The organism is Isoptericola haloaureus (assembly GCF_036689775.1).
Lineage (GTDB): Bacteria > Actinomycetota > Actinomycetes > Actinomycetales > Cellulomonadaceae > Isoptericola > Isoptericola haloaureus.
The window spans coordinates 314,400-337,133 of the sequence record NZ_JBAGLP010000117.1; the positions used below are offsets into that span (position 1 = coordinate 314,400).

18 protein-coding genes are annotated in these 22,734 nt (G+C 73.1%); 10 read left to right on the top strand and 8 right to left on the bottom strand.

The features are described 5' to 3' along the window. Nucleotides 1-40 precede the first annotated feature (40 nt). From V5O49_RS09655 to V5O49_RS09665, 3 genes are read right to left on the bottom strand one after another with little or no spacing between them, the layout of a single operon-like run. On the bottom strand, nt 41-208 hold the full coding sequence (locus V5O49_RS09655) for a hypothetical protein (RefSeq protein ID WP_278235730.1): 168 nt from the start codon (nt 206-208) through the stop codon (nt 41-43). Nucleotides 209-244: 36 nt separating this feature from the next. After that, nucleotides 245-517 carry a metal-sensitive transcriptional regulator gene (locus V5O49_RS09660; RefSeq protein ID WP_278235729.1) on the bottom strand — a complete coding sequence of 91 codons (273 nt, stop codon included), beginning with the start codon at nt 515-517 and terminating at the stop codon, nt 245-247. A 28-nt stretch (nt 518-545) separates the two neighbouring features. Continuing rightward, entirely contained in the window at nt 546-2,264 is a 1,719-nt protein-coding gene (locus tag V5O49_RS09665) for an FAD-dependent oxidoreductase (protein ID WP_332902038.1), read from the bottom strand. A gap of 108 nt (nt 2,265-2,372) precedes the next feature. Here V5O49_RS09665 and V5O49_RS09670 point away from each other — a divergent pair, with 108 nt between their 5' ends. The 7 genes from V5O49_RS09670 (at nt 2,373) to V5O49_RS09700 (ending at nt 10,096) form a co-directional block, all read left to right on the top strand. Continuing rightward, nucleotides 2,373-5,159: a cation-translocating P-type ATPase gene (locus V5O49_RS09670; protein ID WP_332902039.1), complete on the top strand. Its 2,787-nt coding sequence runs from the start codon at nt 2,373-2,375 to the stop codon at nt 5,157-5,159. A gap of 45 nt (nt 5,160-5,204) precedes the next feature. Beyond that, the gene (locus V5O49_RS09675) at nt 5,205-5,465 is read left to right on the top strand and encodes a GlsB/YeaQ/YmgE family stress response membrane protein (protein ID WP_332902040.1); all 261 of its coding nucleotides are present in this window, start codon (nt 5,205-5,207) and stop codon (nt 5,463-5,465) included. A 109-nt stretch (nt 5,466-5,574) separates the two neighbouring features. Further along, nucleotides 5,575-6,525 carry a metal ABC transporter substrate-binding protein gene (locus V5O49_RS09680; protein WP_332902041.1) on the top strand — a complete coding sequence of 317 codons (951 nt, stop codon included), beginning with the start codon at nt 5,575-5,577 and terminating at the stop codon, nt 6,523-6,525. After that, nucleotides 6,522-7,283: a metal ABC transporter ATP-binding protein gene (locus V5O49_RS09685; protein ID WP_332902042.1), complete on the top strand. Its 762-nt coding sequence runs from the start codon at nt 6,522-6,524 to the stop codon at nt 7,281-7,283. The genes V5O49_RS09680 and V5O49_RS09685 overlap by 4 nt, the downstream gene beginning before the upstream one ends. Then, entirely contained in the window at nt 7,280-8,173 is an 894-nt protein-coding gene (locus tag V5O49_RS09690) for a metal ABC transporter permease (RefSeq protein ID WP_332902043.1), read from the top strand. The genes V5O49_RS09685 and V5O49_RS09690 overlap by 4 nt, the downstream gene beginning before the upstream one ends. A gap of 336 nt (nt 8,174-8,509) precedes the next feature. Beyond that, nucleotides 8,510-9,286, top strand: coding sequence for a CPBP family intramembrane glutamic endopeptidase (locus V5O49_RS09695; protein ID WP_332902044.1), 777 nt, complete (start codon nt 8,510-8,512; stop codon nt 9,284-9,286). Nucleotides 9,287-9,298: 12 nt separating this feature from the next. Beyond that, entirely contained in the window at nt 9,299-10,096 is a 798-nt protein-coding gene (locus V5O49_RS09700) for a CPBP family intramembrane glutamic endopeptidase (RefSeq protein WP_332902045.1), read from the top strand. Nucleotides 10,097-10,151: 55 nt separating this feature from the next. On the opposite strand, the gene V5O49_RS09705 is transcribed toward V5O49_RS09700, so the two are convergent. Together V5O49_RS09705 and V5O49_RS09710 are read right to left on the bottom strand one after the other, a co-directional pair. Then, nucleotides 10,152-11,168 carry an NADP-dependent oxidoreductase gene (locus V5O49_RS09705; protein ID WP_332902046.1) on the bottom strand — a complete coding sequence of 339 codons (1,017 nt, stop codon included), beginning with the start codon at nt 11,166-11,168 and terminating at the stop codon, nt 10,152-10,154. Nucleotides 11,169-11,185: 17 nt separating this feature from the next. Continuing rightward, the gene (locus tag V5O49_RS09710) at nt 11,186-11,590 is read right to left on the bottom strand and encodes a DUF1304 domain-containing protein (RefSeq protein ID WP_332902047.1); all 405 of its coding nucleotides are present in this window, start codon (nt 11,588-11,590) and stop codon (nt 11,186-11,188) included. 96 nt (nt 11,591-11,686) lie between these two features. Between V5O49_RS09710 and V5O49_RS09715 the strand changes: the two genes are divergently transcribed. From V5O49_RS09715 to V5O49_RS09725, 3 genes are all read left to right on the top strand, one after another. Continuing rightward, nucleotides 11,687-12,277 carry a TetR/AcrR family transcriptional regulator gene (locus V5O49_RS09715; RefSeq protein ID WP_332902048.1) on the top strand — a complete coding sequence of 197 codons (591 nt, stop codon included), beginning with the start codon at nt 11,687-11,689 and terminating at the stop codon, nt 12,275-12,277. Nucleotides 12,278-12,379: 102 nt separating this feature from the next. Then, the gene (locus tag V5O49_RS09720) at nt 12,380-13,810 is read left to right on the top strand and encodes a basic amino acid/polyamine antiporter (RefSeq protein ID WP_332902049.1); all 1,431 of its coding nucleotides are present in this window, start codon (nt 12,380-12,382) and stop codon (nt 13,808-13,810) included. A gap of 16 nt (nt 13,811-13,826) precedes the next feature. Then, the gene (locus tag V5O49_RS09725; protein ID WP_332902050.1) at nt 13,827-15,074 is read left to right on the top strand and encodes an arginine deiminase; all 1,248 of its coding nucleotides are present in this window, start codon (nt 13,827-13,829) and stop codon (nt 15,072-15,074) included. A 99-nt stretch (nt 15,075-15,173) separates the two neighbouring features. Here the strand turns inward: V5O49_RS09725 and V5O49_RS09730 are convergent, their stop codons facing one another. From V5O49_RS09730 to V5O49_RS09740, 3 genes are all read right to left on the bottom strand, one after another. Continuing rightward, the gene (locus V5O49_RS09730) at nt 15,174-17,174 is read right to left on the bottom strand and encodes an OmpL47-type beta-barrel domain-containing protein (RefSeq protein WP_332902051.1); all 2,001 of its coding nucleotides are present in this window, start codon (nt 17,172-17,174) and stop codon (nt 15,174-15,176) included. Continuing rightward, nucleotides 17,171-19,417 carry a glycoside hydrolase family 127 protein gene (locus V5O49_RS09735; protein WP_332902052.1) on the bottom strand — a complete coding sequence of 749 codons (2,247 nt, stop codon included), beginning with the start codon at nt 19,415-19,417 and terminating at the stop codon, nt 17,171-17,173. The genes V5O49_RS09730 and V5O49_RS09735 overlap by 4 nt, the downstream gene beginning before the upstream one ends. Nucleotides 19,418-19,527: 110 nt before the next feature. Further along, nucleotides 19,528-22,674, bottom strand: coding sequence for a family 43 glycosylhydrolase (locus V5O49_RS09740; protein ID WP_332902053.1), 3,147 nt, complete (start codon nt 22,672-22,674; stop codon nt 19,528-19,530). Nucleotides 22,675-22,734 lie beyond the last annotated feature (60 nt).

The following is a 22,734-nucleotide window of genomic DNA, read 5'->3' on the forward strand; positions in this document are numbered from 1 at the left end:
CTGGCGCGCGCCACGGCGTCAGGCAATCGGGTGCCGGGACTCAGCGGTTGAAGAGGCGCGAGAAGAAGCTCCCGCCGGCGTTCGGTGCGTCGTCGTGCCCGTCGCACCACTGGGACGCGGGCACGGAGCGGCGCACGTCGGCGACGTGCTGGCCGCAGCCGCTCCAGGTGGTCTTGCCGCAGGTGGAGCAGGTGGCGGGGAAGCACATGGGTCGTTCTCCTTCTCAGGCGGGGTGTGGGGGTGGTCAGGCGAGGGTGAGGAAGAGCTTCTCGAGCTCGGCGGGCGTGAGCCCGTCCTCGGTGGTGTGGTCGGGGTCGACGAGGCACTCCTGCATCGCGTTCGCGACGACGGCGTAGCCGGCCTTGTCGAGCGCGCTGGCGACGGCGGAGAGCTGGGTGACGACGTCGCGGCAGCTCTTGCCGTCCTCGACGGCGGTGATGAGGGCGTCGAGCTGCCCACGGGCACGCTTGAGCCGGTTGACGATCTTGCGCTGGGCGGCGGCGTCCTGGGTCGACATCGGTCTGGTCCTCTCGGGAAGGGGTGGGTCAGCGCACCGTGCGGGGCTCGGCGGCCTCGGCGGTCTCGGCGGGTGCGGTGCTGATGAGCAGGTCGTCGGCCGCCTGGCCGAGGGCCGCGCGCAGCGTGAGCATGCCGCCGGACAGCGAGGCCGAGTCGAACCCGGCCTGGGCGAGCACGCGGTGGGCGATGTTCGAGCGGACGCCGGAGGCGCACAGCACGCGGACCGGGTGGCCCTTCGCCGCGGCGGTGACCTCGCCGAGCCGCTCGCGCAGCTCGGTGTGGGGGATGTTGAGCGAGCCGGGGATGTGGCCCGAGGCGAACTCGGCGGTGCTGCGGACGTCCAGCACGAGGGCGTCGCGCCGGACCTCCTCGAGCTGGTCGACGTGCCAAATGTGCAGGGTGCCGTCGAGCACGTTGCTCGCGGCCATGCCGGCGAGGTTCACCGGGTCCTTGGCCGCACCGTAGGGCGGGGCGTAGGCCAGGTCGAGGTCGACGAGGTCGGCCACGGTCATGCCGCCGCGGATCGCGGTGGCCAGCACGTCGATCCGCTTGTCCACACCGGCGCGGCCGACGGCCTGGGCGCCGAGCAGGACCCCGTCGCCGGCGCGGAAGTGGATCATCATGTGGATCTGCTCCGCCCCGGGGAACCAGCCGACGTGGTGGCTGGGGTGCAGGTGCAGCGTGTGGAAGTAGACGTCGGTGGCGCGCAGGGCGGCGCGGTCGGCGCCGGTGGCGGCTGCGGTCAGCTCCCCGACGCGCACGACGGCGGTGGACAGCGTGGGGGGCAGCGGCCGGGCGCTGCCGGGGCGCAGGATGTCGTCCGCCACGAGCCGGCCGGCACGGTTCGCCGGGCCGGCCAGCGCGACGGGGCGGCGCAGCCCGGTGACGGCGTCGGTGCTCGTGACGGCGTCACCGACGGCCCAGACGCCGTCGACGTTGGTGCGGCCGTGCTCGTCGATGACGAGGGCGCCACGGTCGGTGGCGATGCCGGCCTGCTCGAAGACGGCCGTGTCGGGGCGCACGCCGACGGACAGCACGACGACGTCGGCCGGCAGGCGCGTGCCGTCGGCGAGCACGACGGTGTCGTGGTCGGCGCCCTGCTCGACGGCGGTCGCGGCCAGGCCGGTGCGCACGGTGACGCCGATGCGCTCGAGCTCGGCCGTGACGCGCCACGCGACCTCGTGCTCCAGCGGGGGCAGCACGTGGGAGGAGAGCTCGACGACGGTCACGTCCAGCCCGCGTGCGGCGAGGGTCTCGGCGGCCTCGAGGCCGATGAACCCGGCACCGAGGACGACGGCGCGCCCGGCGCCGCGGTCGAGCTGCTCGCGCAGCGCGGTGGCGTCGTCGATGGAGCGCAGGGTGTGCACGCGCGAGGAGTCGAGCCCGTCCAGCGGCGGGCGGACCGCCCGAGCGCCGGGGGAGAGGATCAGCGCGTCGTAGTCGACGGTGTCGGTGCCGTCGTCGGTGAGCACGGTGAGCCGGCGGGCCGCGGTGTCGAGGCCGACGACGTCGTGCCGGGTGCGCACGTCGAGGTTCAGCGCGGCGCGGAGCTTGTCCGGCGTCTGGACGAGGAGGTCGTCGGCCTCGGGGATCTCGCCTCCGACGTGGTACGGCAGGCCGCAGCTGGCCCACGACACGTGCTCGCCGCGGTCCAGCACGACGATCTCGGCGCTCTCGTCGAGCCGCCGAGCCCGGGCGGCGGCACTCATGCCGCCGGCGACTCCACCCACGATGACGATCTTCATGGCTGCGAGAATATACCCCTTGGGGTATCAGGACAAGATGACGTCGGCGTGGCCCTCGTCACGACGGCACGTCGCGCGTGCGCGGGCCGACGGCGGTGAGATGGAGTCATGGGATCCGCTGCCGCGGCCACGTCACCGCCCGAGTCGCCCTGGGCGTCGCCACCGCAGGCGGTGCTGAGCGCCCTGGGCACGGGGGCGGCGGGCCTGCGGACCGACGAGGTCGCCGAGCGGGTCGCCGCCGTCGGGCCGAACCGCCTCGCGACCGTGCGGCGCGACCCCCTGTGGAAGCGGGTCCTGGTCCACTTCGACGACATCCTCATCGAGATCCTGCTCGTGGCGGCGCTGCTCAAGGCGTTCCTGGGCGACTGGGTCGACGTGACCGTCATCCTCGCGGTGGCGGTGATCAACGCAGGGGTCGGGTTCGTCCAGGAGGGGCGGGCGGAGAAGGCCCTGGAGGGGATCCGCCGGATGCTGTCGGCCTCGGCCCAGGTGCGGCGCGACGACGCCTGGACCGAGATCCCGGCCGACGGCGTCGTCCCCGGCGACCTGCTGCGGGTGAGCTCGGGCGACCGTGTCCCGGCCGACGTCCGCCTGCTGCGCGCGACCAACCTGCGCGTCGACGAGTCCGCGCTGACCGGCGAGTCGGTGCCCGCCACCAAACGGGTGGACGCCGTCGCGGCCGACGCCGGGGTCGGGGACCGGACGAGCATGCTGTTCTCCGGCACCCTGGTCGCCGCGGGGCAGGGCGTGGGGGTCGTCACCGCCACCGGGCGGTCGACCGAGCTCGGGCGCATCCAGACCCTCATCGCCGACGTCCAGAGCCTCGAGACGCCGTTGACCCGCCGCCTCGACCGGTTCGGCCGCATCCTGGCGGTGGTCATCGTCGCGATGGCGGTCCTCATGGTGGCCGTCGGGTGGTTCGTGCACGGGTTCGGCGTCGACGAGCTGGTCTCGGCGTCCATCGGCTTCGCGGTGGCCGCCATCCCGGAAGGCCTGCCGGCCCTGGTGACGATCACGCTGGCGCTCGGCGTGCAGCAGATGGCGCGGCGCCGGGCGATCACCCGGAAGCTGCCCGCCGTCGAGACCCTCGGTTCGGTGACGACGATCTGCTCGGACAAGACGGGCACGCTGACCAGGAACGAGATGACGGCCCGGACGGTGCGGACCGCGGCCCGGTCGTTCCTCGTCTCCGGCGCCGGGTACGCGCCGCACGGGATCGTCGAGCTCTCGCCCGACCACGGCGGCCGCCCCGCCGACCCGGCCGCGGACCCGGACCTCGTGGCCGTGGCCGAGGTCATGATGCTGTGCAACGACGCCCGCATCGTGCGCGACGGCGCGACCGACGACGGCTGGGCGCTCGTGGGCGAGCCCACCGAGGGCGCCCTGCGCACGCTCGGTCACAAGACCGGCGTCGACCACGCGGGCTGGCGGCGCGTGGACCTCGTGCCCTTCGAGTCCGACACCAAGTTCATGGTCACGCTCGACGAGGACCCGGCGGGCGGGCTGCACGTGCACCTCAAGGGCGCCCCGGACCACGTGCTCGACCGCTGCGCGACCCAGGTCGGCGCCGACGGCGCACCGGCCCCGCTCGACCGCGCGTTCTGGGACGCCCAGATCGAGGAGCTCGGCGCACAGGGGCTGCGGGTGCTGGCCGCGGCCCGGTCCGACGCCCCGGAGGGGGCCGCGGAGGTCGACGTGCCCGACGTCGACGGCGGCCTGGAGCTGTGCGGCCTGGTGGGGATCGTCGACCCGCCCCGACCCGAGGCCGTCGACGCGATCGCCCGGTGCCGGGACGCCGGGGTCCAGGTCACGATGATCACCGGTGACCACGCGGGCACCGCGCTCGCGGTCGCCCGGGAGATGGGCATCCACGGCGGTCCCGTGCGGTCCGACACGGTGCTGTCCGACACCGTGCTGACCGGGGCGGAGCTGGAGGCGATGAGCGCCGACGAGCTGAGCGCCGTCGTCCAGGACGTCCACGTCTACGCACGCACCAGTCCCGAGCACAAGATCCGCATCGTCCAGGCGCTGCAGTCGCACGGCGAGGTCGTGGCGATGACCGGCGACGGCGTCAACGACGCGCCGGCGCTGACCCAGGCCGACGTCGGCGTGGCCATGGGCATCAAGGGCACGGAGGCCACCAAGGAGGCCGCCGACGTCGTGCTCGCCGACGACAACTTCGCCACCATCGAGCGCGCTGTCGAGGAGGGGCGGCGGATCTACGACAACATCCGCAAGTCCGTGCTCTTCCTGCTGCCGACCAACGGGGCCGAGTCATTGGTGATGCTCGTCGCGGTGCTGTTCGGGCTCGCGCTGCCCCTCGAGCCGGTCCAGGTGCTGTGGATCAACCTGATCACCGCGATCACCCTCACCCTGGCCCTGGCCTACGAGCCCGCCGAGCAGGACATCATGGCGCGCCCGCCCCGGCCGGCGGACGCCCCGATCCTGGACGGGGTCCTGATGCGCCGCATCGTGCTCGTCTCGCTGCTCATCGGCGGGGCGACCCTGTTCGTCTTCTACCGCGCGCGGGCCGCCGGCGTCCCCGTGGCGGAGGCGCAGACGACGGCGGTCACGATGCTCGCCCTGGGGCAGCTCGCCTACCTGTTCAACTGCCGTCTGCTGGACCGCAGCTCGCTGACGTTCGACGTCCTGCGCGGGAACCCGGCGGTGTGGATCTCCGTGACGGTGCTGCTCGTGCTGCAGGCGGGGTTCGTCTACGCCCCGTTCATGCACACCTGGTTCGGCTCGGCGCCGCTGGGGCCGTCCGAGTGGGCGTCGGCGGCCGCGCTCTCCGGTGTCGTCTTCCTGCTGGTCGAGGGGGCCAAGGCGTGGGGGCGTGCGCACGGCCGGGGGAGCGCGGCGCCCCGTCGCGCGCTCGCCCGGTCGATGTCCTAGGTTGCGGGTGACCGACCGACCGTCGACCGTTCAGGAGACCACCGCATGACCGTGACCGGGATCATCACCGCCATCGTCGTCGGCGCCGTCATCGGGGCGCTGGGACGTCTCGTGCTGCGGGGCAAGCAGAACATCTCGATCATCGCCACGATCCTCGTCGGGATCGTGGCGGCCCTGGTCGGTACCTGGCTGGCGAGCCTCGTGGGGGTGGCCGACACCGGCGGCATCGACTGGATCGAGCTGGCCTTCCAGATCGGGCTCGCGGCGATCGGCGTCTCGATCGTGGCGGGATCCGCCCGCCGCTGACGGAGCGCCGTACCGGGACGGGGTGTCGCCGGCGTCCACGGGCGTCGGTGGCGCCCCGTCCGTCGTGCGGGCTGGAGTACTCGGCGGTGTCTGAACTACAGTTTTCGGTATGGCGAAACCCCTGACGCGGAGAACCGGATCGATGGTGTCGATCGCGGCTGCCGCCGCCCTGCTCACCGCGTGCACCACGGCGTCAGGCCAGGACGCCGCCGACGACGACCGCCCCGTCGTGCTGACCACCTTCACGGTGCTGGCCGACATCGCCGAGAACGTCGGCGGCGACCACCTGCGGGTCGAGTCGATCACCAAGATCGGCAGCGAGATCCACGGGTACGAGCCGACCCCCGGCGACATCCGGCGTGCCTCCGACGCCGACCTGATCCTCGACAACGGGCTCAACCTCGAGGCGTGGTTCGCCCAGTTCGTGGCCGACGCCGACGCTCCTCACGTCGTCGTCTCCGAGGGGGTCGAGGTGCTCGACATCGCGGACGGCGCCTACGGCGGCACGCCCAACCCGCACGCGTGGATGAGCCCGCTGAACGTCCAGACCTACGTCGAGAACATGGTCACCGCGTTCTCCGACCTCGCCCCGGAGCACGCCGACGACTTCGCCGCGAACGCCGCGGCCTACGACGCCGAGCTGCAGCAGGTGCAGGACGACCTCGTCGCCGAGGTCGAGACCCTGCCGGCCGAGCAACGTGCGCTCGTGACCTGCGAGGGCGCGTTCTCCTACCTCGCGCGCGACGCCGGGCTGAGCGAGCACTACCTGTGGGCCGTCAACGCCGAGCAGCAGGCCACCCCGCAGCAGGTGGCCGGGGTCATCGAGGTCGTCGAGGCACAGGACGTGCCGGCCGTGTTCTGCGAGTCCACGGTCTCCGACGCCGCCATGCAGCAGGTCGTCGAGGCCACGGGCGCGGCGTTCGGCGGCACGCTGTACGTCGACTCCCTGTCCGAGCCCGACGGTCCCGTGCCGACCTACCTCGAGCTGATCCGGCACGACGCCGACGTCATCGTCGAAGGGCTCACGGGCGCCACCGCCGCAGCCGGGGCGGACTCGTGAGCGGCCCCGGCGGCGCGCCCGCCCTCGAGGCCGACGGCGTCACCGTCCGGTACGGCGACGTGCTCGCCCTGGACGGCGTCACGCTGCGCCTGGGCCGCGGCACCGTGTGCGGGCTGATCGGGATGAACGGCTCGGGCAAGTCCACGCTGTTCAAGGCGCTGCTCGGCATGGTCGACCTCACCGCCGGCACGGTGCGGGTCGACGGCGGCACCCCGGCGCGTGCCCGTCGCCGGGGTGCGGTGGGCTACGTGCCCCAGACGGAGGCCGTCGACTGGGCCTTTCCCGTCTCGGTGCGGGACGTGGTGATGATGGGCCGGTACGGCCACCTCGGGATCACGCGCCGACCGCGACCGGCCGATCACGAGGCGGTCGAGGCCGCGCTGGAGCGGGTGGAGCTCACGGACCTGGCCGACCGCCAGATCGGACAGCTCTCGGGGGGCCAGCGCAAGCGGGCGTTCGTCGCCCGCGGCATCGCCCAGGACGCGCGCACGATGCTGCTCGACGAGCCGTTCGCCGGGGTCGACAAGCGCTCGGAGGCCACCATCGTGCGGCTGCTGCGCGAGCTGGCCGCCGACGGCCGCACCGTGCTCGTCTCCTCCCACGACCTGCACGCCCTGCCGCAGCTCGCCGACGAGGCGGTCCTGCTGCTGCGCCGGGTGCTGTTCCACGGGTCCGTCGCCGAGGCGCTGGAGCCGGACAACCTGGCGCGCACCTTCGGGCTCGACGTCTCGGACGCCCGCGGCGGTGAGGCCGCATGACCCTCGTCGACCTGCTCGTCGAACCCTGGACGTACGACTTCATGGCCCGGGCCTTCGTCACCACGACGATCGCCGCGGTCGTCGCCGCGCTGCTGTCCTGCTGGCTGGTGCTCGTCGGCTGGTCCCTCATGGGCGACGCGGTCTCCCACGCGGTGCTGCCCGGCGTCGTCCTCGCCTACATCCTCGGCGCCCCGTTCGCCCTCGGGGCGCTCGTGTTCGGCGGTCTGGCGGTGGTGCTCATCGGGGCGGTCCGGGACACCGGCCGGGTGAAGGAGGACGCGGCCATCGGCATCGTGTTCACGACCCTCTTCGCCCTCGGGCTGGTCCTGGTCTCGGTGACGCCCAGCCAGACCGACCTCAGCCACATCATCTTCGGCAACGTCCTGGGGATCTCGTCGTCCGAGCTGCTGCAGGTGGCCGTGCTCGCCGTCGTCGGCTCCGCGGTGCTGCTGGTCAAGCGGCGGGACCTGGTGCTCTTCGCCTTCGACCCCACCCACGCCCATGCGATCGGGTTGTCCACCCGGCGGCTGTCCGCGCTGCTCCTGGGCGTGCTCGCCCTGACCGCCGTGGTGACGTTGCAGGTGGTCGGCGTGATCCTCGTCGTGGCGATGCTCATCATCCCCGGCGCGACGGCCTCGCTGCTCACCCAGCGGTTCGGCCGGATGCTGGTGCTGGCGCCGACGATCTCGGCGCTGTCCTCGATCGTGGGGATCTACCTATCGTACTGGCTGGACGCCGCCTCGGGCGGGATGGTCGTGCTCGTCCAGGGCGCCGTGTTCGCCGTCGTGCTCCTCGTCAGCCCTCGCCGCGGACGGCTGCGCCGGTGGCGCCTGCGCAGGGTCGGTCAGCCTCGCGGGGGGCCGCTGGGAGGACTCGCGGACCGCCGGTGACGGCGGACCGCCAGGACGGTTCCGCCGACGGCCACCGTCAGCGCGCACACCGCGACGAGCAGATACAGCCACTCCGAGAGGGGTGAGTACGGACGGCGGTCGGTCAGGTCCAGACCCACGCGTACGACGGCGGCACCGACCGTCCAGCTCAGGACGATCAGCCCGACCGTCCCGACGAGGAGGCGGCGGGGCGGACGCGGGTCGTCACGGGACATGTGCCCAGCATGCCCGTCCGCGCGCCGCCCGAGGGTGAACACGGACGGCCCGGTCGCGCGAACTGTGAAGGTTCGGTAGACAGACTCCCGTCGGACAGGCACCTGACGAGACGAGGATCTCATGGCCACGACCGAACCGACCGAGTCCCGCACGGCGCAGACGCCGCCCACGCGGGACTTCCCCTTCTACGCCGGTGACCCGGTGCTGCTGCGGGGCCCGGCGTGGGCGATCGTCCTGGCCGCCGTCGCGGTCGCCTTCCTCCTGCTGGTCCTGCTGCCCGTGCCGGGCTCGCCGCTCGTCGGCGAGTGGGTCCGGGCGCTGCTGTTCATGGTCGTCCCCCTGGCCGCGCTCGCCGTGGTGGCCGGGCGGTCCTGGACGGCACTCTTCCACCGTGTCGGGTGGAAGGACGTGGGGATCATGGTCGGCTTCGCCGCGCTGAACGTCGTCGTCACGCTGATCGTCGGTGGCATCGTCCGGGCGACGACGGGCACGGCGACCAACGCGGCGGGCGCGGAGATCCTGGAGATGAGCGCGGGGGAGCGCGTGCTGCGGTTCGCCTCGATGGTCCCGCAGCTCGTCGGTGAGGAGCTGCTGACGATCCTGCCTTTCCTGGCGCTGCTCTACCTCGGGGTGACGCGGCTGGGCTGGTCACGCCGCGCCACGATCGTGACCGCGTGGATCGGCACGGCGCTGCTGTTCGGTGCGGTGCACCTGCCGACGTACGACTGGAACGTCGTGCAGTGCTTCGTGGTGATCGGGACCGCGCGACTCGTCCTGACGGTCCCGTACCTGCTCACCAAGAACCTCTGGGTCTGCGCCGGGGCGCACGTCCTCAACGACTGGACCCTGTTCGGCGTCGGGATCGTGGGCGCCGGCGCATCCCTCGTCGCCCTCTGAACGGAGCATCGGATGACCACCGACACCACCACCGGGATGCGCGTCCGCCCCACGGCGTTGGCCGGCCTGGGGGTGTTCCTGCTGTACCTCGCGCTGATCGTGCTGGTGCAGAGCACCAGCGGGGTCGACTACGACGACCTCGCCGCCTCCAGCCAGAACATCTGGCGCTTCGGCATCCTGTCGCTGGGCGTCGGGGCTCTCGCCGTCACCGCGCTGACCGTCTGGTTCGGGTGGTGGCGTGCGGCCACGGTGGAGACCGTGCGCAGTCGCAAGCGGTGGACCCTCGTCGCACCCGCGATCTACCTGGCCGTCGCGCTCGGCAACCTCGTCGTCACCGACTGGGGCGCGCTCGAGATCGGGTTCGTCCTGTCCGCCGTCGTGCTCGGAGTGACCGTGGGGTTCGCGGAGGAGCTCACCACGCGCGGCACGCTGCTGGTCGGCCTGCGAGGCACGATGCGCGAGATCGCCGTCTGGGCGACGACCTGCGTGCTCTTCGGCGCCATGCACGGACTCAACATCGTCTTCGGGGCCGAGGTCGGCAGCACCCTGCAGCAGGTCGTGGTCGCCGGGATGCAGGGGAGCGCCTTCTACGTGCTGCGCCGGGTCCTCGGGCGGCTGGCGTGGGCCATGGCGCTGCACGGGCTGTGGGACTTCTCGATCTTCACGCAGTCCGCCGCGCCCGGCGGCGACAACGTCCTCGGTCTGCTCGTCCTGCCGACGGCGCTGCTGTCGGTCGTTGCCGGGTTCGTGGTGGCCCGCGACGCCGGGCGACGGTCGGCGGGCGAGCCGCACGAGGCCGCCAAGCCGTGAGCCGCGGCCGGCGTGCGGGCCTGAGCCCGCGCGCCGGCCGCAGCCCCGCTGGTCCTCAGGCGCCGGTGCGCACGACCATCTTGCCGATGTTGCCGCCGCGCATCATGTCCAGGAACGCCTGGGGTGCGTTCTCGATGCCGTCGACGACGGTCTCGTCGTAGGCGATCCGGCCGTCCGAGAACCAGCCGGTCATGAGCTCGCGGAACCGCGGCGCGTGGTCGAGGTAGCCGCCCAGGGTGAAGCCGCGCAGGGTCAGGCTGCGCGTGGTCGCGTTCGCGAGGTTGTCCGGCCCGGGGGAACGCTCGGTGTCGTTGTACTGGGAGATGGCGCCGCACAGCGCGACGCGCCCACCGGTGTTCATCCGGTCCAGCGCCGCCTCGAGATGGTCGCCGCCGACGTTGTCGAAGAACAGGTCGACGCCGTCCGGCGTGACGTCCCGCAGCTGCTCGCGCACGGAGGCGTCCTTGTAGTTGAACGCGGCGTCGTAGCCGTACCGGCCGGTGAGCAGCTCCACCTTCTCCGGCGACCCTGCCGAGCCGATCACCCGCGAGGCGCCGAGCAGGCGGGCGATCTGCCCCACGGCGGTCCCGACGGCGCCGGCCGCACCGGAGACGAACACGGTGTCACCCTCACGCAGGTCGGCGATCGCCGTCAGGCCCACGTAGGCCGTCAGCCCTGTCATCCCGAGGATGCCGAGGTACAGCGACGACGGCGCGCCCGGGATCTCCGGCAGCACCTGGAAGCCGCGGGCGTCCTCCTGGACGACGTCGCGCCAGCCGTACTGGTGCTGGACGAGAGCGCCGACCTCGACGTCGTCCGACCGCGACTCGACGACGCGGCCGACGGCCGCGCCGGTCATGGTCTCGTCGAGGGCGAACGGCGGGACGTAGCTCTTGACGTCGTTCATCCGGCCGCGCATGTAGGGGTCGACGGAGACGAACTCGTTGACGACCCGCACCTGGCCGGGTTCCAGGTCGCCGTAGGTGACCTGGACGGTGCGGAAGGTGTCGGCGGTCGGCCAGCCGGTCGGGCGGGCGGCGAGCTGGACCTGGGTGGAGGTGGCCTCGGTCATGGGTGCTTCTCCCGGGTTCAGGGGACGAGGGTGGTTGTCGTGGTGACGACGGCGAGCAGCGGCAGCGCGCCCTGCACGACGGCGGCACGCCACTGGCGTGGTGACGAGACGAGCAGCACGAGAGCGGCGGCCAGCATCGCGCCCGTGCCTGCCAGGATCAGCGAGGCGCCGGCGATGCCCGGCCGCGGGCTGTCGAACGGCCCGGTCAGCAGCGTCAGGACGATGCCGGCGACGGCGATGATCGCGAGGAACAGGTTGTAGAAACCCTGGTTGAACGCGAGCTCGCGGGTCGCCGCCGCCTGCTCCGCCGTCGTGCCGAACACCGCCCGGGCGCGCGTCGTCCAGGCGAACGACTCGAGCCAGAAGATGTACACGTGCAGCACGGCAGCCAGGGCGGCCAGCACGAGTCCGGCGACGATCATCAGGTGCTCCTCGGCTCGCGGTGCGTCGGCGGTTCTGCAACGTTCGGTCCACAACGTATTCTGGAACGGTCGTTGCAGCAAACTCGGGAGCAAGAGATGGGCAGGGCGCAGACCTTCGAGACCGACCGCGTGGTGCGGGCGGCCCTCGGCGTGTTCTGGCGCACGGGGTACGAGGCGACGTCGGTCCCGGCGCTGGAGGAGGCGACCGGGCTGAACCGCTCGAGCCTCTACCACGCCTTCGGGTCCAAGCGCGGACTGTTCGACGCAGCCGTGCAGACCTACCTCGACGCCGTCGTGCGGCCGCGGCTGCGCCCCCTGCTCGCCGACCCGGTCGCCCCGGACGCCGTCGTCGCGTACCTCGCTGAGCTCCGCGAGGCGCTCGCGCGCACGGGAGAGATCCAGGCCGACAGCGGATGCCTGCTCGTCAACACCGCGGGCTCGCCGCTCTCGCGGGACGAGGGCGTGCGCCGCGTCGTCGCCGACTACCGGGCCGAGCTGCGGCACGCGCTCGGCCGCGGGGTCGGGGCGCGGTACGGCGAGCTCGACGCCCTCGAGCGCGACCGGCTCGCGGACCTGTGCACCGCGCTGGTCGTCAGCGCCTACGCGACCGTGCGGGTCGACCCGGCCGGGGCCGTCGCCGCCCTCGACGGTGCCCTCGCGCTGCTGGAGGTCGAGCGTCCCGGCTGACGCGGGCGGTCCCCGTGGTCCACACCTCCCTGGTGCAGGACCGGGGCGGCGCTGCCACGATGACGGAGACGGCCCCACCGGCACCCTGACGACGGACGGGCGATGGCGGAACGCACCAGCACGGGAACGAAGGTCGGCGTCGGGACGCTGACCGCCATGGTCGTGGGCTCGATGGTCGGGGCCGGGGTGTTCTCCCTGCCGAGCCGGTTCGCTCAGGAGACCGGGGTCGCCGGCGCGCTGATCGCCTGGGCCGTGGCCGGGGCGGGCATGCTCACCCTGGCGCTGGTCTTCCAGCGGCTCGCGGTGCGCAAGCCGGACCTCGACGCCGGGGTGTTCGCCTACGCCAAGGCCGGGTTCGGCGAGTACACGGGGTTCTTCTCCGCGGCGGGCTACTGGGCCAGCACCTGCGTGGGCAACGTGACCTACTGGGTGCTCATCATGTCCACCCTCGGCGCGTGGATCCCGGCCCTGGGCGAGGGGGACACGGTGCTCGCCGTGGCGATCTCCTCGGTGGGCCTGTGGCTGTTCTTCCTGCTGGTGCGCCGCGGGATCAGCGAGGCGACGGCGATCAACCGTGTCGTCACGGTCGCCAAGCTCGTGCCGATCCTCGTCTTCGTGCTGCTGGCCCTGCTCGTGTTCGACCCGGCGGCCTTCGCGAGCAACTGGGCCGGGGAGTCCTACGGCTCGCTGTTCGACCAGGTGCGCGCCACGATGCTCGTCACCGTCTTCGTGTTCCTCGGCGTCGAGGGGGCGAGCGTGTACTCCCGGCACGCCCGGCGCCGCGAGGACGTCGGGCGGGCCACGATCCTGGGGTTCACCAGCGTCCTGGCGGTGTTCGCGTCGGTGACGATGGTGTCCTACGGCGTCCTGCCCGCCGAGGAGATCGCCGCGCTGCGCCAGCCCTCGATGGCCGGGGTGCTGCGGGCCGCGGTCGGGGACTGGGGGACCGTCTTCGTCAGCATCGGCCTGATCGTCTCCGTGCTGGGTGCGTACCTGGCCTGGACCCTCATGGCGGCCGAGGTGCTGTTCGTCGCCGCGAAGGACCGGGACATGCCGCGGTTCCTGTCCCGCGCCTCGTCCCGTGACGTCCCGGTCAACGCCCTGGTGCTCACCACCGCCCTGTCGCAGGTCGTGCTGGTGGTCACCCTGTTCAGCAGCGACGCCTTCGACTTCGCCCTCGACCTGACGGCCGCGATGTCGCTCATCCCCTTCCTGCTCGCCGCCGCGTACGCGCTCAAGCTCCGCGCCACCCGGGAGACGTACGACGACGCCCGGCCCGGCACGTTGCGCCGCGACCTCGTCGTCGCCGTGCTCGCGACCGCGTACACCGCGTTCCTCGTGTTCGCGGCGGGGCTCGACCTGCTGCTGCTGTCCCTGGTCTTCTACGCGCCCGCGACGCTGCTGTTCGCGATGACCCGGCGGGAGCAGGGCCGCGGCGTGTTCTCCCCGGCCGAGCTCGTGCTGTTCGTGGTCGTCGCGGCCGGGGCGGTCCTCGGGATCGTCGGGCTGGCGACGGGCTGGATCACCCTGTGAGGAGAGGAGAACGACGGTGACGGACACGACCCCGACCCTCGGCGTGCACTCGGAGGTGGGTCGGCTCCGCAAGGTCCTGGTCTGCCGGCCGGGCCTGGCGCACGAGCGGCTGACGCCCAGCAACTCCGACGACCTGCTGTTCGACGACGTCATGTGGGTGGAGGCCGCCCAGCGCGACCACGCCGACTTCGTCGACGAGCTGACCGTCCGCGGGGTGGAGGTCGTCGAGCTGCACGACCTGCTCGCGCAGACGATGGCGGACCCGCAGGCCCGCTCGTGGCTGCTGGACCGCAAGGTGGTCCCGAACCGGGTCGGCCTGGGGCTCGTGGAACCCGCGCGGGCCTACCTGGACGGGCTGGCGCCGGCAGAGCTGTCCCGGTACCTCGTCGGTGGGCTGTCCACCGCCGACCTGCCCGACGACTACCGCACCGGCTACGTGTCCCTGGCCCACGAGTCGCCGGACGCCCGCGAGTACCTGCTCCCGCCGCTGCCCAACACGCTCTACACCCGGGACACCACGTGCTGGATCTACGGGGGCCTCACGCTCAACCCGCTGTACTGGCCGGCGCGCAAGGAGGAGACGCTGCTGATGAAGGCGGTCTACGCCTTCCACCCCGACTACCGCGACGCGACGGTGTGGTGGGGCGACCCCGAGGTCGACTGGGCCCAGGCCTCCCTGGAGGGCGGCGACGTCATGCCGGTCGGCGGCGGCGTCGTGCTCGTGGGGATGAGCGAGCGCACCTCGCGCCAGGCCATCAGCCAGCTCGCCAAGGCGCTGTTCGAGGCCGGGGCGGCGCAGCAGGTGGTGGTGGCCGGCATGCCGCGGCTGCGGGCGGCGATGCACCTGGACACCGTGTTCACCTTCGCCGACCGCGACCTGGTGACCGTCCACCCGCGGATCGTCGACGGCATTCACCCCTACGTGCTCTACCCGAGCGACAAGTCGCCCGGTGTCGAGGTGGTCGACGCCCGGGGCAAGTCCTTCGTCGACATCGTCGCGGAGGCGATGGGCCTGCCTCGCCTGCGGGTCGTGGAGACCGCCGGCGACGTGTACGCCTCCGAGCGTCAGCAGTGGGACTCCGGCAACAACGCCGTCGCCGTCGAGCCGGGCGTGGTGTTCACCTACGACCGCAACACCCAGACGAACGCCGCCCTGCGGAACGCCGGGGTCGAGGTGATCGAGATCGTCGGTGCCGAGCTCGGGCGCGGGCGCGGCGGCGGGCACTGCATGACGTGCCCGATCGTGCGCGACCCGCTCGACTGACCCGGTCCGTCACCGACGACCCCGGTACGTCGCCGGTGACGGCCGGCCGGGAGCCTCGCGCGCACCCCCGGCCGGCCGCCGCCGATCACCGGCCGCCGATCAGCCGCAGTCGAACGCGTCGTAGCCGACGCGCTCGGTGGCGGACACCTCCTCGCCGTCGATCGTGGCGGTGCCCGTCACGGTCGCCTCGCCGGCCGGGACGGACCCGGTGCGTGCCGGGAAGGCCCGGTAGACGCTCCCGCCCGGCTCGACGTCCTCGACCGTCCGGGACCCGTAGGGGGTGTCCACGGTGAGCGAGACCGGGACCTCCTCGGCGTGCTGCGCCCGCACCGCCACGTAGCCGCGGCCGCCCAGGCAGCGCTGCTGCACCGTCGCCTCGACGGCCGGACGGTCCCCGGCGTCGAGCGCCGGGAGCACGACCCGACCCCGCTCCTCGACGTTGCCCGCGACGTCGGTCGCCGCGAACTCGAGGACCTGCTCGGTGTCGGTCAGCGCCCGGGTGAACGGTTCGGTGTAGGTGCCCCAGAACGTGCCGGGACCCTCCCACTGGATCCGGTCCACACCGGACCCGGCGTCCGTCGCGGCGAGGGTGACCTCGACGCTCGTGCCGAGATCGCGCACCGTCGCCGTGGTCGCCGGGGCGGTGGTGTCGACCCGGAGGGTGCGCGACCCCTCGCCCACGTTGCCCGCGGCGTCCGTGGCGCGGACGGCCACGGTGTGCTCGCCGTCGTCCTCGAGCACGAACGGCCCGTCGTCGGGGGTCCAGTCCCCGCCGTCGACCGCGACCTCGACCGCGGGGGAGGGATCGCGGTCGTCGGTGGCCGTGACGGTGACCGTCGGGCTGCTCAGGAACCAGCCCGACGTCGCCGGGCCCGGCTCGGCGGACACGGTCACCGTCGGGGCGACGGCGTCCTCGCCGTCGTCCGGGGCCACCACGAACACGGTGGCCTCGGCGGCGACGTCCGTCCCGGTGACGTCGCCGGTGACGAAGAACAGGGTCCCGGCCTCCGCGTGGTCGGCCGGGTCGACGGCGTCCCACGTCACCGGGACGCTGCTGTCCCGCGTCCCGTCCGCGTACTCGGCGACCACGGTGCCGGGCAGGACCGGTGCGGTGCCCGCGAGCGTGACGACGCTGACGTAGTCGACGGCGACGACGTCGCCGGGCTCGCCGTCGCGCACGTGGACCGTGCCCTCGACCGGGGCGACGAGCTCGGGCGAGGTGCCCGCGACGGCGAACGACCCGGGCTCGGCCACGTCCTCGGCCGTGACCTCCTCCCAGCTCACCTCGACGGTCTCGACCCGGCCGTCGGTGTAGACCGCGTCGAGGTCGGCGGGCAGCTCGGGCAGCACGCCCACGTCGGTGGGCACGTGCACCGGCTCGTGGTCGATCGGCCCGTTCGGGTCGACCGGGTCGGGCTCTTCCACGCCACCAGTGCCCCAGAGCTCCCACTCGGTGACGCCCACGGCCGAGTAGGAGTCGACGTCGGTGCCCTGCAGGGCGTCGAGGTCCGCCCGGACGCGGGTCGTGGTGACCGGGTCGAAGGTCGTCTCGTTCGGGGTGGTGCGCTCGAGACCGAACCCGCTGGGGCTCGGGACGTCGACGAACTGCTCGGCGTCGGCGTCCCAGTACTGGATCGACCACGACGACGGCACCCGGACGTTGTCGCCGTTCGCGCCGGTCCCGTCCGTCCAGAAGGACATCACCGACCGGTCGACCGTCACCGGCACCGGCCACGAGTACTCCAGCCAGTGGGAGGCGGGGCGTTCCCCGCTCCACGTCGACCAGGCCTGCTCCCAGGTGCCGGTCGGCGCCACCTCGCCGTCGTGGACGGCGTCGAGGCGGTGCCACGGTGCCGTGTAGCTGGCCTCCGGCGTGCCGACCAGCGCCACGTTCGCGGGGTCGTCCTCCGCGGCCGCCGCCACGGCGGGGGCCGTGCCGCCGCCCGTCCCGGCCGTCCACAGGGCCGCGCCCGCGCCCGCGACCGCGAGGGCCAGGGCGGTGGCGCCGGCGAGGATCCGCCGCTGCCGCGAGCCGTCGGGGACGTGGCGCTCCCGGGCGCCGAGCGGGACGAGGACCGTGTCGTCGCTGTGCGTGCTCATGCGAACCTCGCCTTCCCCGCCGTGACCAGGATCCGTTGCCCGTCGCGACGGCTGAGGAGCCCGTCGGCGGAGAACTGCTCGACGGTGCTCTGCACCGTGCGCAGGAACGCGGCGCGGTCGGCGAACCCGCCGTCGGCCCAGACCGCGTCGAGGAACGACGTGCCGTCGGCGCGGACCGGGTTCGCCACCCGGCTGTCGCGGCCCGCGAACACGACGCGCGGCTCGGACCGCTCGACGTACAGGTGGTACTGGGTGTCGTCGCCGGACCACGCCGGCTCGAAGGTGAGGTCCCCGAGCCGGCGGTACCCGTCGCCCAGGTCGGTGAAGGCGCCGTCGAGCGTCCCGTCCAGGGCCATGTGCGGGTAGAGGGAGAGCCGGAGGAACTCGCGCGACGCGCTGCGTGCCACCAGCACGGTGGGGCCGTTCTCGATGCTCTGGATCGCCGGGTTGTCGATCGTGGGCACCGCACGGATGCTCAGCGGCATCGTGACGTCCACGACGTCGCCCGGCGACCAGTCCCGGGACACGCTGACGTACGTCCCGGGCGTCGCGTCCACCTGCTGGTCGACGCCGTTGACCGCGACGGTGAAGCCCCGGCGCACCCAGCCGGGGACCCGGAGCCGCAGGTCGAGCGGTCCGCTGCCCTGCACGGTGAGGCGGCTGGAGCCCTCGAGCGGGTAGGCCGTCTCCTGGACGACCGTGACGCCGCGCTCCGGCCACTCGAGCGTGGACGCGAGGTAGAGGTTGACGTAGACGGCGTCGCCGGAGGCGGTGCGGAAGTACACCGAGTCGCGGTACTTCACGTGGTTCTCGAGGCCCGTCCCGCCGCAGCAGCTCCCGGTGTTGCCGTACTCGCGCCACGTCCCGGGGTCGACGGGGTACATGTAGGTCACCTCCGGCGAGGTGTCGGACTGCACGTTCTTCTTCGACCCCACGATCTGGTTGAGGACGCCGCGCTCGTAGTACTCCATGTACCGCGGGTCGAGGGTGTGGAAGAACAGCAGCCGCGACAATTTGAGCATGTTGTAGGTGGCGCAGGTCTCGGCGTTGCGGGGACCGATGTCTCCGGCGACCGTGTCCGGCGGGCCCCAGTGCTCGCTCTCCCCGTCGCCGCCGTGGGCGTAGGTCCGGCCCGGGACGACCATGTCCCAGAAACCCTCGACCGCGTCGAGGTAGCGCTGCTCGCCCGTGAGGTCGTGGAGCTTGAGGTAGCCGGGGAACTGCGGGATGTGCTGGTTGGCGTGCAGCCCGTCGAGGACGTCGTCGCCGCCGGCGCAGGCGTCGACGAGCCGCGTCAGGTCGAAGCACCGCGCGGACTCGAGGTGCGTGTCGTCGCCGGTGATCGCGGCCAGGTCGGCCAGGGACTCGTTCATGCCGCCGTACTCGCCGGCGATGTAGAGACCCCACATCCGGTCGAGCTGCGCGCGCGGGAGCACCGACAGTCGGCCGTGGACCCAGTGCGCCATCGAGGCGGCGATCTCGAGGGCCTGGTCGTTGCCGGTGAGGGAGTACGCCTCCAGCAACCCCGCGAGGATCTTGTGGCAGGTGTAGTAGGGCGCCCAGATCTCGCCGTAGGGCGCGTACTCCTCGAGCCGGCTGAACTGCCACTCGCCGTACGCGGCGAGGAACCCGGGGTGGGAGTACCGGCCGGTCTCCGCCAGCGCCGCCTGGACCTCGCCGAGGCCGGTGACGATCGCGTCGACCTTGTCCGCGAAGACCTGCTCGCCGGTGCTCGCCCAGGCCAGGGCCACCATCGACAGGAAGTGCCCGCCGTAGTGGCCGCGCAGCAGGTTCGCGGTCTGGGTGTTCTCCCGGCCGGGGTAGTCGTCCGGGCCCCAGGCGTCCTCGTTCGGGTGCCCGAAGCCCTCCCACCCGCCGGGCGGGGCCGCCCCGCGGTCGTCGAGGCCCGCGTTGCGGCGGAAGACGGCGAGCACCCGGTCGACGGGGTACACGCGCGCCAGGTGCAGCATCTGGTCCTGGGACCGGGTGGCGATGCTGGGGGCGAGGTCGACGTCGGCCATCGCGAACGGCCGGGCCGTCCAGCCGTCGAAGGTGACGGTGCGGTCCAGGGACCGCAGGAAGCCGCGGCTCACCGGAGGTGCCGCCGGGGCGAAGGTGCGGACGGGCGGCGCGGTCGCGACGGCGGTCCCGCTGCCGGCGAGCGCGACGGCACCGGCCGTGGCGCCGGCGGCCATCGCGCCGAGGCGCAGGACGGACCGCCGTGAGTAGGTCGGGTCAGGCATGGTGGGTGGACTCCTCGTGTACTCGTCGTCGAGCCGTGGTGTCGTGCCCGGGGTCGCCGGGGGAGGACGACGTCGTCCTCCCCCGGCGACCCCGGGACGGTCTGCCCTCGTCAGGAGCAGTCGATCGCGTCGTGCTCGACCGTCTGCTCGGAGCTCACCTCCTCGCCGTCGACGACGCCCGTCGCGGACACGGTCACGGACCCCGCCGCGGCGGAGACGGACCGCGTGGGGAACGCCTGGTAGGCGTTCTCGCCCGGGGCCACGTCCTCGACCGTCCGGGTGCCGAACGGCGTCGTGAGGGTGAGGTCCGCCGGGACGGCGTCCTCGTTCAGCGCCCGCACCGCGAGGTAGGCCCGGCCGCCGAGGCAGCGGGTGCTCACCGTCGCCGTGACGTCGAGGTCGGGCTCCGACCCGTCGACACCCGGGTCGTCGGCGAGGACGCGCCACTCGGTGACGGCGACGGCCGAGTACGTGCTGCCGTCGCCGTTCGCCTGGAACGTGGCCCGCAGCCGGGACGTCGTCACCGGGTCGAAGCCCACGGTGGTGAACTCCGTCGTGCTCACGTCGTAGGGGTCCGCGCCGGTCACGGGCGCCCACCCCTCGGCCGCGTCGTCCCAGTACTCCATCGACCAGGAGTCCGGCGCGGCGACGCCGTCACCGGTGCCGGCGGGGGAGTCCTGCCAGAACTTCAGCTCCGTGCCGGTGAGCCGGATCGGACGTGACCACTCGTACTGCACCCACTGCGACGACGGGCGGTCGCCCGACCAGGTGCCCCAGAGCTGCGCCTGGCTCGGGTTCGACGGGTCGGCGTCGTCGTGGAGGGCGTCGACGCTGTTCCAGCCCGCCGTGTACGACGCCGACACCGTCGCGATCGGCCCGACGTTGCCGCTGAGCGGCCCGGAGACGTCGGCGGGGATCGTCACGGACCGCGGGGTCCCGACGTTCCCGGCGGTGTCGACGGCCCGGAACGACACCCGGTGCTGCCCCGTGTCGGGGGCGGCGACCGGACCGTCGTAGACCTGCCACTCGCCCGTGCCGACGGCGAACTCCACGCGCGCCACGCCCGAGGTCTCGTCGCTCGCCGTGACCGTGACGGTCCGTGCCGCGGCGTCCAGCTCGCCGGAGGCCTCCGGGGAGACGCTGTCGATCTGGACGTCGAGCGACTGCTCGGCCGAGACGTTGCCCGCGCGGTCGGTCGCGGTGGCGACGACGCGGTGGGCGCCCTCGCCGCTGACGTCGACCTCGGTGGACCGGACGTGGTTCGTGACCACGGGCTCGGCGTCGTCGACCGCCGTGGTCAGCACCACGCGCCCGCCGGAGTCGTCGGTGCCGTCGACGCGTACGCGCACGTCGGAGCGGAACCAGCCCTCGGCGCCGGCGCTGCCGAGCGGGGTGAGCGCGACGTCGGGGGCGGTGTCGTCGTCCGCCGGTGCCTCGGCCGGGATCACGGTCACGTCCGCGCCGACCCGGCCTCCGGCGTACCCGAGCACCGACCCCTCGACGGCGAACGTGCCGGGGGCGGCGACGTCCTCGGCCGTCACGTCGTCCCACCAGGCGGGGAGGTCGAGCGTCTCCCCGTCGGCGAAGGTGAGCGGGACCGTCCCCGGCAGGGCGGTCTCGCCGACCTCGACGGTCAGGTCGGGCGTGCCGACCGACACGGGCTGCTCGGCGTGCACCTCCCACTCCTCGACCGCGACCGCGGAGTACGTGCTGCCGTCGGTCGAGGCGTCCAGGACCGCCCGTACCTGCGTGGTCGTCACGGGGTCGAAGGTCGTGTCCTGGAACCCGTCGGTCCCGGTGCCGTAGCCGTCGGCGTCCGGGACCTCGGCCCAGCCGCCGGCGTCGGCGTCCCAGTACTCGATGTGCCACGCGTCGGGTGCCGCCACGCCGATGCCGGTGCCCCGGGGCTGGTCGTTCCAGAAGTCGATCCGGGACCCGGCCAGCCGCATCGGCTGGTCCCAGGTGTACTGCACCCACTGCTGCGGCGGGTTGTCCCCGGTGTACGTCCCCCACATGTCCGGGGGCAGGGGGTTCGGCCGCACGAGCTCGTCGTTGAGCGCCTTCGTCCAGTACTGCGTCGGGACGGGCTCGTTGGAGACGCGGACCGTGGCCTCGTGCGCGACGTTCGCCCGTGGAGTCGTGTCGCGCTCCGCCGCAGGCGTCGTGACGACCGGCTCCATCCGGGGCGGCGACTGGGTGTCGTCCCACTCGACGCGGTCGATCGCCACCGAGCGGCGGAAGTGGTTGCCGCCCTCGGCGTCGGCCGTGTGGTAGGCGATCCACCACTCACCGTCGAACTCCAGGATGCCGGGGTGGCTCGTCGTCGACGACACCGGCGCCAGGATCCTGCCGCGGGAGGTCCACGGACCCTGGGGCGAGGAGGCCGTCGCGTAGGCGATGCACGCGTGGTAGGTCGCGGGGGTGCACGACGACGTCGGCCCGGCGTTGTTCCCGGCGTACGCCAGGTAGTAGGTGCCCTCGCGCTCGAAGGCCCACGCCGCCTCGAAGAAGCCCTCGAGCCCCGAGACCGCCTGGATGTCACCGACGGGCGTGCGCATGTCCTGCTCGAGCTCGAGCATGCGCAGCGTGCCGAAGCTGCCCCACCAGACGTAGACGCGGGCGTCGGTGCCCTCGCCGTCGACGAGGACGGTCGGGTCGATGTTGTGGATCGTGTTCGGTTCCGGCGCGCGCTGGGAGATGAGGGGGCCGCCGACGTGGTCGGTCCACGGCCCGGTCGGCGAGTCGGACACGGCCACGCCGATGCCGAAGGCGTCGGACGCGGTGGTGTCCCGCTCGGCCACGGGGACGTACCAGTAGTAGCGCTGGTCGACGCCCTGGACGACCTGGCCGGCGTAGGCGCGGCCCGGCGTCGCCCAGTCGAAGACCTCCTCCGGGCGCATGAGGGACGGGTGGTGGGTCCACTCCCCGGCGTCGACGTCCGTCGTCCGGAACGCCCCCCACTCGTTCATGATGAAGTCGTTCTGCGTCGGGCCAGCCTCGTCGTGGCCCGTGTAGACGAAGAGCTGGTCCTGCGCGGTGTCGTTCCCCGGGGCGCCCGCGGGGACCACCAGGGGGGCCGGGTCGGCCGAGTAGTAGCTGCCGTCGGCGAGGATCGGGTTCTCGGCGGACGTGACGGTGTACGGGTCGGCGGCGGCCGCCGGGGCGAGCGTTCCGACGGTCGCGCCCAGCGCGAGGGTCGGTGCCAGCACCCCGACGAGCACGGCGGACCGGGTCCTGCTCCTGCTGCGAGGGAACATGCTTCTCTCCTGGGATCAGGGCCGCGCCCGGGGGCGCGGCCGGCGAGCGGCGGTGACGCC

Bases quoted from the DNA above. Each gene is read 5' to 3' on its own strand.
- V5O49_RS09695 (WP_332902044.1), top strand. From the start codon at position 8,510: ATGGCCACGACCGAACCGACCGAGTCCCGCACGGCGCAGACGCCGCCC.
- V5O49_RS09665 (WP_332902038.1), bottom strand. From the start codon at position 2,264: ATGAAGATCGTCATCGTGGGTGGAGTCGCCGGCGGCATGAGTGCCGCC.
- V5O49_RS09660 (WP_278235729.1), bottom strand. From the start codon at position 517: ATGTCGACCCAGGACGCCGCCGCCCAGCGCAAGATCGTCAACCGGCTC.
- V5O49_RS09680 (WP_332902041.1), top strand. From the start codon at position 5,575: ATGGCGAAACCCCTGACGCGGAGAACCGGATCGATGGTGTCGATCGCG.
- V5O49_RS09670 (WP_332902039.1), top strand. From the start codon at position 2,373: ATGGGATCCGCTGCCGCGGCCACGTCACCGCCCGAGTCGCCCTGGGCG.
- V5O49_RS09705 (WP_332902046.1), bottom strand. From the start codon at position 11,168: ATGACCGAGGCCACCTCCACCCAGGTCCAGCTCGCCGCCCGCCCGACC.
- V5O49_RS09735 (WP_332902052.1), bottom strand. From the start codon at position 19,417: ATGCCTGACCCGACCTACTCACGGCGGTCCGTCCTGCGCCTCGGCGCG.
- V5O49_RS09675 (WP_332902040.1), top strand. From the start codon at position 5,205: ATGACCGTGACCGGGATCATCACCGCCATCGTCGTCGGCGCCGTCATC.
- V5O49_RS09700 (WP_332902045.1), top strand. From the start codon at position 9,299: ATGACCACCGACACCACCACCGGGATGCGCGTCCGCCCCACGGCGTTG.
- V5O49_RS09720 (WP_332902049.1), top strand. From the start codon at position 12,380: ATGGCGGAACGCACCAGCACGGGAACGAAGGTCGGCGTCGGGACGCTG.
- V5O49_RS09655 (WP_278235730.1), bottom strand. From the start codon at position 208: ATGTGCTTCCCCGCCACCTGCTCCACCTGCGGCAAGACCACCTGGAGC.
- V5O49_RS09715 (WP_332902048.1), top strand. From the start codon at position 11,687: ATGGGCAGGGCGCAGACCTTCGAGACCGACCGCGTGGTGCGGGCGGCC.
- V5O49_RS09710 (WP_332902047.1), bottom strand. From the start codon at position 11,590: ATGATCGTCGCCGGACTCGTGCTGGCCGCCCTGGCTGCCGTGCTGCAC.
- V5O49_RS09690 (WP_332902043.1), top strand. From the start codon at position 7,280: ATGACCCTCGTCGACCTGCTCGTCGAACCCTGGACGTACGACTTCATG.
- V5O49_RS09740 (WP_332902053.1), bottom strand. From the start codon at position 22,674: ATGTTCCCTCGCAGCAGGAGCAGGACCCGGTCCGCCGTGCTCGTCGGG.
- V5O49_RS09730 (WP_332902051.1), bottom strand. From the start codon at position 17,174: ATGAGCACGCACAGCGACGACACGGTCCTCGTCCCGCTCGGCGCCCGG.